The organism is Nitrospirota bacterium (assembly GCA_040754395.1).
Taxonomy (GTDB): Bacteria; Nitrospirota; Thermodesulfovibrionia; order Thermodesulfovibrionales; family SM23-35; genus JBFMCL01.
In genome coordinates this window covers 1-12,264 of the sequence record JBFMCL010000020.1, presented here as the reverse complement: position 1 = coordinate 12,264, position 12,264 = coordinate 1, and the positions used below count along the sequence as shown (strand labels likewise).

The 12,264-nt window shown below is 49.2% G+C and carries 11 protein-coding genes; 4 read left to right on the top strand and 7 right to left on the bottom strand.

The genetic code is table 11. The annotated features are described in order from the left end of the window. Positions 1 to 123 precede the first annotated feature (123 nt). Positions 124 to 1,497, top strand: a complete 1,374-nt coding sequence (locus AB1552_10545; protein MEW6054206.1) for a response regulator — start codon at positions 124 to 126, stop codon at positions 1,495 to 1,497. 14 nt (positions 1,498 to 1,511) lie between these two features. On the opposite strand, the gene trxC is transcribed toward AB1552_10545, so the two are convergent. After that, positions 1,512 to 1,958 carry a thioredoxin TrxC gene (trxC, locus tag AB1552_10540; GenBank protein MEW6054205.1) on the bottom strand — a complete coding sequence of 149 codons (447 nt, stop codon included), beginning with the start codon at positions 1,956 to 1,958 and terminating at the stop codon, positions 1,512 to 1,514. Positions 1,959 to 2,236: 278 nt separating this feature from the next. On the opposite strand from trxC, the gene AB1552_10535 reads away from it, so the two are divergent. The 3 genes from AB1552_10535 (at position 2,237) to AB1552_10525 (ending at position 6,494) form a co-directional block, all read left to right on the top strand. Continuing rightward, complete coding sequence (locus tag AB1552_10535) at positions 2,237 to 3,556, top strand: MATE family efflux transporter (protein ID MEW6054204.1); 1,320 nt, start codon at positions 2,237 to 2,239, stop codon at positions 3,554 to 3,556. Positions 3,557 to 3,575: 19 nt separating this feature from the next. Continuing rightward, complete coding sequence (locus tag AB1552_10530) at positions 3,576 to 4,793, top strand: class I tRNA ligase family protein (GenBank protein ID MEW6054203.1); 1,218 nt, start codon at positions 3,576 to 3,578, stop codon at positions 4,791 to 4,793. A 66-nt stretch (positions 4,794 to 4,859) separates the two neighbouring features. Beyond that, positions 4,860 to 6,494 (top strand): phosphomannomutase, encoded by a 1,635-nt coding sequence (locus AB1552_10525; protein MEW6054202.1) that lies wholly within the window; start codon positions 4,860 to 4,862, stop codon positions 6,492 to 6,494. Positions 6,495 to 6,538: 44 nt separating this feature from the next. Here AB1552_10525 and AB1552_10520 read toward each other — a convergent pair whose 3' ends face one another. The 6 genes from AB1552_10520 to rplU form a co-directional block, all read right to left on the bottom strand. Then, complete coding sequence (locus AB1552_10520) at positions 6,539 to 6,877, bottom strand: transcriptional regulator (protein MEW6054201.1); 339 nt, start codon at positions 6,875 to 6,877, stop codon at positions 6,539 to 6,541. Between the two features lie 4 nt (positions 6,878 to 6,881). Then, the gene (locus AB1552_10515; protein MEW6054200.1) at positions 6,882 to 7,988 is read right to left on the bottom strand and encodes an HD domain-containing phosphohydrolase; all 1,107 of its coding nucleotides are present in this window, start codon (positions 7,986 to 7,988) and stop codon (positions 6,882 to 6,884) included. 2 nt (positions 7,989 to 7,990) lie between these two features. Next, complete coding sequence (locus AB1552_10510) at positions 7,991 to 10,138, bottom strand: HEAT repeat domain-containing protein (GenBank protein MEW6054199.1); 2,148 nt, start codon at positions 10,136 to 10,138, stop codon at positions 7,991 to 7,993. Positions 10,139 to 10,199: 61 nt separating this feature from the next. Further along, positions 10,200 to 11,228 carry a GTPase ObgE gene (obgE, locus tag AB1552_10505; protein ID MEW6054198.1) on the bottom strand — a complete coding sequence of 343 codons (1,029 nt, stop codon included), beginning with the start codon at positions 11,226 to 11,228 and terminating at the stop codon, positions 10,200 to 10,202. Between the two features lie 258 nt (positions 11,229 to 11,486). Then, positions 11,487 to 11,747, bottom strand: coding sequence for a 50S ribosomal protein L27 (gene rpmA, locus AB1552_10500; GenBank protein MEW6054197.1), 261 nt, complete (start codon positions 11,745 to 11,747; stop codon positions 11,487 to 11,489). Between the two features lie 2 nt (positions 11,748 to 11,749). Next, positions 11,750 to 12,067 carry a 50S ribosomal protein L21 gene (gene rplU, locus AB1552_10495; protein MEW6054196.1) on the bottom strand — a complete coding sequence of 106 codons (318 nt, stop codon included), beginning with the start codon at positions 12,065 to 12,067 and terminating at the stop codon, positions 11,750 to 11,752. Positions 12,068 to 12,264: the final 197 nt, after the last annotated feature.

Sequence of the window (12,264 nt, the reverse complement as noted above, 5' to 3'; positions counted from 1 at the left end):
GCCATTCGGAGGCTTCCGGAGGTCAGCATGCTGAATGGGCTTTGTACAATGGAAAGCCGGATGATGCCGGTTGAATTTTTCACAATATACTGGTAAATTGATTCTATTTAAAGGAGAAACGCTATGAGCGGGAAAACGATACTCATAATCGATACCGACAGGGAGATGATCCAGCAAATGATCTCAACACTCGAATCAGCGGACTATCTTGTATTCAGCGCGTTAAACAAGAACGACAGTATAAATGTTGCAAGGAAAGTCAATCCCTCACTGATATTCATTAATATCGGGATGGCCGGCGCAAGCGGACTGGACATAAGCAAGACAATCCATGATGATGAGGCCCTCAGGGATATCCCTATCGTCATCCTTACCCCTCATGGAGGAAGAGTCGAATCACGGTATACCTCAATTTACGGAATTGTTGATTTTCTGAAAACCTCTTTCAGTCGCGAAGAACTTATCAGGAAAACAGAGGATATCCTCTCCGGTTCGGCCCTGCCTGATGACAGGGAACAGGAAAATGTCCCGGAGCATCCCCATGAAGCAGATATTCCTGAAGAGCAGGTGACAGCACACATTCCTGAGGAAGACACCGCAGTACAATTCGGAGAAGTGCTGACAGAAACTGCTCAGACAGAGGAAAAACCGCCGGATAAGGCACCTGCGCAAATGGGCAAGGAAGATGCGCAGACATCGCCGGATGCGGGTCCGGATACGGATGACTGGTCAGGCATGAAGCCTGCAGAGCAGGAACAGGAGAAAGAATCTGAAAAGACTGAACCGTCTGCTGACGTACAGGCTGAAGAGGATATCCGGGCCTATGCCATGCACGGGAACGAGCGCGAATCTGCTGCATTCCGGGGGATAGCTGAGCCGAAGAGCAAAATAAAAATGTACCTTCCCGTTATTCTTGTCGCAATCGTGATGCTTGGAGCTGCAGGCTTTTTCCTCTTCAAAGATGACCTGCAGATGCAGAAACCCCTCCCCCCCATTGCAGAAAAGCCTTCGATGCCATCCGAAAAACCGGGTGCAGAAATCCAGCTGCCGGTTCCCCCTGCCCCTCCTGTGCAGACCACATCTGTCCCGCAGCCATCCATGGTAAAACCTCAGGTTCCTGCGGAAAAGAAGTCAAAAGAAACACCGCAGCATATCAGGAAAACAACCATGCAGAAAACTGAGACAATCAGGCCGGCATCCAGACCGGTCTCCACACCAAAACCTGCGGTAGCCGAATCACCGCAGAAAGCCGGCTACGCGGTACAGATCGGAGTCTTCCGGAATAAGCAGAACGCGTTGTCTGTCATGAAGGCATTTCAGGCGAAGGGATATGCTCCCCGAATCCATGAAAGCAGGACAAAAAATAACAGTGTGGTATTCAGGGTGCTGATCGGCAGTTTTCCGAACAGGAAAGAGGCTGTCACGATGGCTGAGAGAATCCGTACAAAAGAGAAGACAGAGACACTCGTGTATCATCAGCCGGCTTCAGGACAATAGCCGGCGCAGGGCCTTCAGCTCTTTAAGGAGGATTCTATCCAGATCTCAAGCTGATCCCCTGGAAGGGCGCCCCCAATCTCATTGACCTTATTGCCATTCCGGTAAAGCAGAAACGTCGGAGTTGCGCGGATACCAAACCTCTGCGCGAGTTCAGGAGCTTTATCGACATTGACCCTGACCACCTTCACAAGACCTGCTTTCGCACGCGCCAGCGCATCAATTGCCGGAGCGATCATCCGGCAATACCCGCACCACTGTGCCCAGAATTCCACCAATACCGCCCCGGGCCATTGCAGAACCTCCCGCTCAAAGCCCGTGGCAGAGACATCAACAGGCTTTCCAGTAACCTCGAGCAGATTACTGCATTTCCCGCATTTCGGTTGATCCCTCAGTCTGTCAGCAGACACACGGTTCACTGCTCCGCATGCCGGACATCTCAGCAGCGCCTGATGTTCTGACATATTCACCTCTTAAGGGGTACACAATGAGATTGCCGCGCTCCCGCTGGTCGCTCGCGATGACCAGTCACAATACGTCTGACTGTTCACCCGTTTCGGGTTTCCTCATAATAACTCTACTGAAAAGACCCTGAAAATGCAACGCCATGCCGGAATGCTTTATTCCCGTTATGGACAGAGAAAGAATCATCTGACAGATCTCTTTTTTATGATAGAATTATCAGACAATGTCTGTCTCACACAAATCCCCGGCGCCAGCCCTGACATCAGGAAATATCTGGATGAATATATGGCAGATGTCATGGCCGATGATGCTTATTATGATATTCAATTTCCTTGTCGGCCTGACCGATATTTATGTTGCGGGCTTTATAAGCCCTGAAGTCCAGGCAGCCGTAGGCTTTATAAGCCAGATATACTTCCTGGTGATTATCATCGCAAATGCAATCAGTATCGGCACCCTGGCCATGGTCTCAAGGGCAAGCGGATCAGGAAGAGACCAGGAAGCTATAGAAGTTTCAAGGCAGTCTTTGCTATTCAGTGTTTTGGCGGCAATAGTCCTGACCATTACAGGGCTTTTGTTCAGCAGGGAAATACTCTCCCTGTCCGGCTTCCCCGGTGAAATACAAGAAATCTCGGAAGAATTCCTGAAGGTCTTCGCTCTGGCGCTCGGTCCCAATTATATTCTGATAGTTTCCAATGCGGTCTTCCGGGCAAGCGGCGAAGTCCGGAAGCCGCTCATGACCATGGCTGTCGTCAGCGTGCTCAATATCCTGGGCGATTTCATTCTCGTGTTCGGAATGTCCGGCATGCCCGGATTAGGGTATATCGGCATAGCCATCTCCACGGCGATTTCGGTTTCCGCAGGAATGGTCATGAACTCCCTTTTTTTTCTCTCCGGCCGATGGAGGCCGATGTATGAAGGCCCTTTTACAATAGTGAAATCGACTCTGCGCAGGATTCTCAGCATCGGATGGCCTTCCGTGCTTCTCCAGATCGCATGGAACGCAGGAAGCATTGTGCTGTACAATATTCTCGGAAGGCTCGGGGAGGAACGCATCACCGCACTTGCATCCATCACAAACGGCCTTAGAATCGAAGCGATCATATTTCTTCCCGCTTTTGCCCTAAATATGGCTGCGTCCGTACTCATCGGCCAGAACCTTGGGGCAAAGGACCCTGACAGGGCGGAAAGGCTCGGATGGAAAATCGCTCTGACAGGAGTCATGCTCATAAGCCTGATAGCGCTTGTCATATTTATCTGGGCGCGGGAATTCTCGTCGTTCCTGACAAAAGACCCGGCGGTTCATGAGGAAACAGTGCGTTATCTCAGGATAAACATGCTGTCGGAGCCTTTTATGGCATTCAGTGTGATCCTGGCAGGTGGCCTTCAGGGAGCAGGCGACACCAAGGGCACGATGTGGATCATCATCATCGCGATGTGGGTTATCCGTCTTCCTCTTGCATATTTTTTCTCGATCATCCTGCATTACGGGGCAACCGGTGCATGGATAGCCATGGTAATCTCCATGAACATGCAGGGGATGCTAATGATCTGGAGATTTCACAAAGGGCACTGGAAAACATTACAATGGGAATAGCAGTCCGGAGGGATATTGCATGTTAAGCCTTTTCAATTCACTCGGAAAAAAAACGGAAGTTTTTCATGCGGCTGACAGGAATGTGGTCACGATTTTCACCTGCGGCCCTTCCGTTTATCAGAGGGCACACATCGGCAATTTCAGGACATTCCTCTTCGAAGATATTCTCGCCCGGTATCTGGAATATTCCGGGTTCAGGGTAAAAAGGGGCATGAACATCACCGATATTGAAGACAAGGCGATCATCGAAGCCGAAAAGAAGAAGATTTCGGTAAACAGACTCACCGGGCAGGTCATCAAAGAGTTCAAAAGGGAGATGAAGGCGCTGAGGATGAAGCCTCCGGATTTCCTTCCGAAGGCTTCAGAGAGCATTAGTGAAACAGTGGCAATACTGGAAGTACTGCTTGATCGCGGAATCGCGTACCGTCACGGAGGAAACGTCTATTTTGACGCCCTGAAATTCCCCGGGTTCGGAAAAATCTACGGTCTTGACACATCTGCATGGCCACCGAAAAAGAGGAGATTCCACAAGGATACCTATCCCGGAACCCGGTGGAATAAGGGAGATTTCATCCTCTGGCACGGCTGCAATAAGGGAGACAGATATTGCTGGGATACCGTTATCGGAAAAGGACGGCCCGCATGGAATATCCAGGATCCGGGAATGATCAGCAGGCATTTCGATAAAACGCTGTCGGTGTACTGCGGAGGGATTGACAACCTTTTCCGTCATCATGATTACACCTGTGCAATTCTTGAATCGGTGAGGCCGTATCCCATGGCAAAGTTCTGGCTCCACTGCCATCATCTTCATGTCAAAGGCAGGAAAATGTCAAAAAGCAGGGGAAACATCCTGTATACGGATATGCTGAAAAAACAGGGATATGCCATGGCAGAAATCCGTTTCTTCCTGATCTACGGGCACTACCGCCTAAAGCTAAATTACTCCGGTGCGCGAATGAAAAAAACAGCAGAGCACTTGAAAAGCTTCCGGGGAATCGTAAAAAATATCCGGAATAACGCGTACAGGGGAACCGGCAAAGTCTCCGGAATCTCCCGGGATCTGAAGAAAACCTTTATTGAACATATGGATAATGACCTGGATGTGAAGGGTGCGTTTGACGGTTTGTTCAGGATACTTTCCTCAGCAAATGCCCGCAATCTGAATCCGTCCGAGGCGTCCGGCATAATTCGGGAACTCAGGAAAACGGATGAGGTTTTTCAGTGCCTCTTTTGAATAGTTCTTTTATGCAGCAAACCTTGCACGGCATTTTATACAACATCATATTCATGGGAGGACGTAATGGCACAGCAATTTGAGAATGCCTCTGCCTGCTGGAAGGCGATTCTGTCGGATGTCTCGAAAAACCGGCAATTCCTTGCAGAAATCGAGAAATTCGCACGCGAGAATACAGAACCGTCAGATATCGTGTTCGGCACATCAGGCTGGAGGGGAGAAATCGGGACCGGGTTTACCTTTCACAATGTCCGCATTGTCACTTCAGCGATCATAGAGATGTGCAGAAGCAATGACCGCACTGTCATGGATGCGATCGGCGTATCGGACTTTCAGGAGATACAGAAAAGAGGCATGATAGTCGGACATGATAACAGGTTTCTCGGTCCAGAATTTTCCATGGAGGTTATCGGGCTCCTCCAGGAAGCAGGGATCAGGGCATGGTATGCAGGCGAAGCGCCGACACCCGAGTTCTCCGCAGGGATAGAGATGATGAATGCCGCCTGTTCGGTGAATCTTACGCCCTCTCACAATCCCGCCAACTACGCCGGGTTCAAGTTCAATCCTTCTGACGGAGGTCCCGCAGGCACCGAGATAACCACAAGAATCGAAGCGATAGCCAACAGGCTGATGAAGGAAAGGGCTGTCCCTGCCGGGACAAAACCCGAAAAGATCGAAAAAATCGATCTGACAGACCTGTACATGAAGTTCGTTGCAGAGAGAAAGACACTGGATATTCAGAAAATCAGGGATTTCATCAGCAGGGAGGATTGTATCATCTGTATCGACCACGTGCATGGCTCTACACGGGGCCGGCTCGAGAGGATCCTGGGAACAAGTGACAGGATACGGTACTTGAGAACAGAGGACAATTACCTTTTCGGTGGTGTTGCCCCCGAACCTTCCGAGAAAAATATGATTCAGGTCGAAAAGTGCCTGGGGGAGAGCAGCTCCCGCTACAGGCTTGGGGTCATCATGGACCCTGACGGAGACCGGATCAGGCACACAGATGGCCATATGCAGATCCCGATGAACTATTTTGGTGCAATGGCATTGCACTACCTCCATGTCTACAGGAAGATATCCGGAGTGGTCGCAAAATCTGTTGGCACGAGCAATCTCGTCAATGCCATCGCTGCACAACACGGTATCCCTGTGAAAGAGACGATGGTCGGGTTCAAGAATTTCAGACCATATATGCTGAAGGATTCCGATGAACGTGCAATAGTCGCATTCGAGGAGTCTGACGGCATTTCGGCCTATAATCACACGCTCGAAAAGGACGCCATCTTCGGTCTGCTTCTTGCCATAGAAATGATGGCGGTTACGCGCATGAATCTGCGCGAATACCTCATCTCGGTTATGGATGAATACGGGTATTATTATCCGGACCGTTCAGGGATATCCGTAGATCCTGACCTTGTCGGCGAGCCGCTGCTGAAAAGACTCTCGGGTATCAGAGAACAGTACAAGGAAGGCACCACCGTGACAATACACGGAGCGGAAAGAACCGTCGCACATGTGATCACCGTTGACGGGATCAAACTTGTGTTCGACGACGGTTCATGGCTGATGATAAGGCCATCCGGCACAGAACCCAAGGTAAGATTCTATATCGAATCAAGAACTGAAGAAGGGAAGAAGGCCGTGTTCGAGACCGCTGAAAAGATCACGAGAGAAGCGCTCGGGAATGCAAGATAAGCCCAACCCTTTGAAAGGAATGGCAGACAGCGCATTCCGGGGATTTATCCCTCACCCCTGCTCTTTATCGAAAACAGCGGTTCCTGTATCGATTCACTTCTGCATACAGGACACTTGCCCGGTTTTGTCAGCCTGTCTCTTTTTCTGAAGACAAAGCCGCACTTTTTGCATGCTGCAGGGACAATGGAGAAATTATGGCGGGACTTGCTGACCGTCTTCTGGATATGCTCGAGATGCCCGTATATCTCCCTCTCGGAAACGCTGATTTCTGCTGACAAATCCTTTGCAGTCAGGGTATCCCCCTCAAGCAGGGACAGTATCCGCTGCCGGACAGTCTCCTTGCGTTCGACAGGCACAGCAGGTTCTCTGAATCTTTTTTTCAAATTGCTACTCCGACATTGCCGTATGCATTATCCGCAAAAAATTATCGAGCAGCGTGATGTTAAAGACTCCCGGTCCTTCTTTCTTCATGACCGATAGCACTTCCCTGATTTCGAGCTCTCTCCGGTACGGCCTTCTGCTCCTCAGCGCGTCATAGTAATCCGCAATCGCAACGATCTGGCTGCAAAAATGCTGCTTCTTCCCGTCCACCGCCTGCTTCGGATACCCCTTACCGTCAAACCTGAGGTGATGTTCCATCGCCACGACGGGTGCAAGGCGGGAAATTCCGTCCATCGTTGCAAGGTACCTCGCGCCGAACAAAGGATGACTTCTTATCTCGCTCCATTCCTTTTCATCAAGCGCACCTTTCTTTTCAAGCACTTCATTTGATATGAATAACTTCCCTACATCATGCAAAAGGGCTGCTATGCCGATATCGCGCATGAGGTCATCCTTCAGCCCCAGAGACTCTGCCTGCAACATCGAAAGCACCGCAACATTCGTGGCATGGGTATAGGTGTATTCACTGTAGGATTTCACCGGGCTTATCAGTCTGAGAATATTCACCTCTCTCCTGAATGTAATGATGAAGTTCACAACGATTTCCTCAAGCCCGGTTACATTCAGTTTTTTGTAAGGTGATATCGTATGGTACACCTCCTTTACCTTGTCGATCTGATCAAGAGTAAACCCGGAAAGGTTATCGAGATTCAGATCCGTATCCAGTTTCAGTCCGCCGGATTTCACATCAACCACGCCGGTCCTGATATGCGGGTAAACCCCGGGGTCCTTATCAGGCAAAGACATGTCTACCGCAAACTGTTTCATCTCAGAAAAGGGGATGCCCTTCAGGAAGTCGACCCGGGAAAGACCTTTTCTTTTAAGGCGCTTCATGAAGTTGATCGCCTGCACGCCGGCCTCCCTGACCGGGCTTTTATTTACGACCAGATCATTATCAACAATCATGATTTCCAGGCTGTCAGATTCCTGAAAAATTTCACTCAGTACTGCATGAGCCTTTTTTGCAAGATCATCAACAGAAGAGTGCTCTTTCGAGTAGAGCGCACAGTTCGAGACCGCAGACATTAATGTGGAAATAAATCTGACTATCATGTTCATTGATCCGATATCTGTTCTTTTAACCGGCGTGATTCCTGCCTTATTACGTCATTTCTGGATTTCAGTCCTGCCCTGATGATCTCTTCGATATCCCGGCAGGGGTAATTCTTCAGTGATTTGTAGAGCTCTTCCTTGAGCCTCTCAGAGGCTCCCTTGTAAAGGAAGCTCTTTCCCCCAAGCAAATCCTTCAATGTCTCGACCGCGCGGGGGTCGCCAATCTCACCCAGAGCCTTCACAACCGGGATCTTGTCATAGAAGTCTGCTCCGCTTATCCCCCTCTTCCTGAGCATCCGGATAAGATCGGGAACAACCTCTTTTATCCTGAATGAGCCGGACATGGCAATGGCCAGTTCAACATCTTCCCGGGAGTCGGAATGAAGATAATCCTTCACTGCCGAAATGCCATACTCATCTCCCGCATTCAGCAGGCATTTGATCGCTTCAAAACCTACCTTGCGGTTTTCATGCCTGCAATACGGCCTGACATGCGGAAGCACTTCCTTGCTTTCACATTCACCGAGGAGATACAGCATATTTCTTTTCACAAACCACCGTTTGTCACCCAGCCGTTTTACGGTTTCGGGGATCACCTTGTCTCCAAACTGCCGGAGCAGTCCCATAAGGAACCTCCTGACCGTCTGCGAGGCTTCTACAGTCAATGCGTCCATCAGCGGTGAGATGATCTCCTCCCCGTAATGCTCGCAGAGAAGCTGTGCCTCTTCCCGCATCTGTCTTCCCAGCAGTCTCAGAGAATCAACAAGCTTTGAGATAAATTCCTCAGAATGATAAAACTCCAGTATCTCTGCGGTCACATCGGCAAATCTGCCGTTTTCCCTGTTTGCCCGTAACACTTTCAGTGTTTTGAGCACCTGCGTGTATCTAGCAGTCCAGAGAAACTGTTCAGTCTGTTCTTTCAGGACTCGCATAAATAATGCGTATTCATCCCTTTCAGTAAGGATATCGGATGACATGAGTTCAAGGATTGTATGGTTGAAATCACTCTCGATATAATCATCGCTGAACGCCCGCCCCAGTCCACCCGGCTCTGTGATAGTAATCCGTGCGGGACTGAAATCCAACAGCTTCTGGATTTCCCTGCTGTAGGTGGCTGAGACAAATGATTCAAAATTGCCGCTGAAGAGATTCACGATATCCGGTGAGATAAATATATCATCCACTATGAGATTCCCGTGGAGCGAAAGCTGTTCTGTACCTTCATGAGGCAGCTTTGACAGTCTGTCAAGGAGATTTTTCAGGGCTTCCGGAATTACGAGCCTCTGCTCATTGATCGTCCCGAGCAATTCAATGATTTCGTCTGCCGATATCCCTCCGAGCGCTTTATACGCGGAGTCCATATCTCTGGAGACAGTTCTTACCGCAGAGGAGAGAAACTGCTTCTTCAGTTCGGGCTTCAGTTCGTTGATGAAATCCATGATTCTCTTCAGGTCCCTGCCTGAAAATGTGGATTCTGAAGACCTTCTGATATACGAGCTGATTACTTTGTCATATGCCTCTTCCCTGATGTCATCCGCTGCTTTCCTGTTTAACAGCCCTGCGAGCAACTCCGGCGGGATTCCACTAAGTCCCTCCCCCGCATCGTCACTCTGCAGCGTACCCTCCAGCAAACCATATACATAGCGCTCCCAGAGCTGTGTGCCGGAAGTCTCTTTCAGTGTCTTTCCCTCTTCAAAGGCAAATGCACCATAATCAATAAATCCGGCTTTAATATGGATCAGGTTGAGATCATGAAACATAGCCCGGAATGTCTCAGGAAGGATTTCTTTTATGTTCTGCGATATGATGCGGTGAAATTCATAAAGTTCGTCCTGTGACAGGCCAATAATGAATGTGACATATGCCATATTCATTTTGTTCAGGTGGAGGGCAAACTCTCTGTACACAGGATTCTTCCTGTCAAGGTAATAATCATCAATGATAAGCGTGTCTTTGGCGACGGCAAGTGTGACTTCCGGCCTCAATTCAAAGAGTTTCTGAAGGAGTTCATAGGCGCGCCGCAAGGATTTCTCTACGGAAGGGTGATCTTTCGGGTAAATAGAAACGTTGCGGCGTGAGATATTTAATTCGATGATGACATCGCTGAGTAATCGGGCATCCAGCGGAATTTTTTCCTGCTCTTCCTGCATGGGCTAATTCAGTTCAGAGTTTTTTTCCAAGCATTACACCCTTCTTTTTCACCCCTCGCAATTACTCCTGTGAGGCACTGCGGGCTTTTCTCGACGCCTCGAGCTTCTCTGCAATATAGTACAAGAGCTTCTTTATTCCGGTACCGTTCACTGCAGACACCGGAAAGAACTCTATTTTCTTCATTTTACAGTATTTTTCCAATTTCGCAAGCCTTTCTTTCTGCACCGCGATATCAAGTTTTGTTCCAACGGCTGCAATCGGCTTTTTCAGGAGTTCGCTGCTGTAAAGTGCGATTTCTTCCTGCACCTTTTCAAAGTCCTCAACCGGATCACCCGGGTTCATGTCAGATACATCAACAAGGTGAAGAAGCATGGAAGTGCGTTCAATATGCCTGAGGAACTGGAAACCAAGGCCAATACCCCTGTGTGCTCCCTCAATCAGTCCCGGGATATCCGCAACCACAAAGCTCCTGAAATCTTCGAGCTTCACGACACCGAGCATTGGGGTGAGGGTCGTAAACGGATAGTCGGCAATTTTCGGTTTTGCAGAAGAAATTACGGACAGGAGAGTGGATTTCCCGGCGTTGGGGAGCCCAATCAGGCCTGTATCAGCAAGGAGTTTGAGTTCGAGCACCAGCCATTTCTCATCGCCCGGTTCACCAGGCTGCGCGAACCTCGGGGCCTGTCTCACAGGAGTGGCGAAATGTGAGTTTCCCAGCCCCCCTCTTCCCCCCGTGGCAATAACCGATTCCTTGCCGTGCTCATTAAGGTCAATGATCAACTCCCCAGTCTCTGCATCCCTGACGATCGTACCCACGGGGACAGGAATTACAAGATCCTCGCCATTTTTTCCGTGCATTTTTTTTCCCATCCCGTGGTGACCTTTTTTTGCCCTGTATTCCCGCCGGTATCGCTGGTCAAGAAGCGTGTTCAATTCGTCGGATGCCCTGAATATGATATGGCCTCCCCTGCCGCCGTCGCCGCCGTCAGGGCCCCCTCTCGGCACATATTTTTCCCTCCGGAAGCTTACACATCCTTTTCCCCCGTCACCGGCCTTCACATGCACCTTTACATAATCTACAAACTGCATGCTATTTCCTCATCACGATTATTCATGCATCACCTTTCTCCGCAAGAAGAGCGAAAAACCGCAGAAACAGAAAAACACCGAAAAAAGCAACGGCCCGGCGCACGTCCCTCTTGCGCAGGGGATTTCTCATATGCATTCCTGATATTATTCATTCAATTGTATACTGTATTTATGCTTTTTTATACCTGTTAACGCTGATATCAATAAAAAAGGCGGGCTTTCCTGCCCGCCTCGTGATTACTGCGCAATCAGCTTTTTCTACTGAGTCTGCGGATACACGCTTATCTGCAGCCGCGTTCTGTCCTTGCGTTCGAAATTGACGATTCCGTCAGTTTTTGCAAAGAGCGTATCATCTGATCCTTTTCCCACGTTTGTTCCGGGATGAAACTTCGTTCCCCTTTGTCTGACGAGTATGCTGCCTGCCCGGACAAACTGACCCCCGAAGCGTTTAATCCCCAACCGTTTTGACTCGCTGTCACGTCCGTTTCTTGAACTTCCTACTCCCTTTTTATGTGCCATGGTTATCCTCCATAAACTATTTCTTTGATCCTGAGTGCGGTGAACTGCTGACGGTGCCCGTTCAGTTTCCTGTACACTTTTCTCGGTCTCTGCTTGAAGATAATGACCTTGCGGGCCTTGTCATTGCCCTCGACCGATGCGATCACCTTCGCACCGTCGATATACGGGGCCCCATAAACCCCTTTGTCATCCCGGTGTATCATCAGGACCCGTTCAATCGTCACATCGGCGCCTGTCTCTTTCCCGAGGCTTTCGACTTTGATAAGCTGTCCGGGCGAGACCTTGTATTGTTTTCCTCCGCTTTCAACTATCGCATACATTTCTTTCTTACCTCCCGTAAAATTTGTATATTATCATAAAATATTTCAGGAAAACAACCTTATAAATCTTCGCGAATTGCATCACAAAAAATGTTACCGAAGTAAAGACTAGGGAGACATCGTTGACTCATAATGCATGTTACCGAAAAAACATGCATAGAAAGGGACTGCATTATGAGTTCAAACGCCAAAAGGGA

What these genes read in the sequence shown, in the direction of transcription:
- AB1552_10525 (MEW6054202.1), top strand. Translation starts at nt 4,860, where the DNA reads ATGGCACAGCAATTTGAGAATGCCTCTGCCTGCTGGAAGGCGATTCTG.
- AB1552_10530 (MEW6054203.1), top strand. Translation starts at nt 3,576, where the DNA reads ATGTTAAGCCTTTTCAATTCACTCGGAAAAAAAACGGAAGTTTTTCAT.
- AB1552_10510 (MEW6054199.1), bottom strand. Translation starts at nt 10,138, where the DNA reads ATGCAGGAAGAGCAGGAAAAAATTCCGCTGGATGCCCGATTACTCAGC.
- AB1552_10545 (MEW6054206.1), top strand. Translation starts at nt 124, where the DNA reads ATGAGCGGGAAAACGATACTCATAATCGATACCGACAGGGAGATGATC.
- obgE (MEW6054198.1), bottom strand. Translation starts at nt 11,228, where the DNA reads ATGCAGTTTGTAGATTATGTAAAGGTGCATGTGAAGGCCGGTGACGGG.
- rpmA (MEW6054197.1), bottom strand. Translation starts at nt 11,747, where the DNA reads ATGGCACATAAAAAGGGAGTAGGAAGTTCAAGAAACGGACGTGACAGC.
- trxC (MEW6054205.1), bottom strand. Translation starts at nt 1,958, where the DNA reads ATGTCAGAACATCAGGCGCTGCTGAGATGTCCGGCATGCGGAGCAGTG.
- AB1552_10515 (MEW6054200.1), bottom strand. Translation starts at nt 7,988, where the DNA reads ATGATAGTCAGATTTATTTCCACATTAATGTCTGCGGTCTCGAACTGT.
- rplU (MEW6054196.1), bottom strand. Translation starts at nt 12,067, where the DNA reads ATGTATGCGATAGTTGAAAGCGGAGGAAAACAATACAAGGTCTCGCCC.
- AB1552_10535 (MEW6054204.1), top strand. Translation starts at nt 2,237, where the DNA reads ATGAATATATGGCAGATGTCATGGCCGATGATGCTTATTATGATATTC.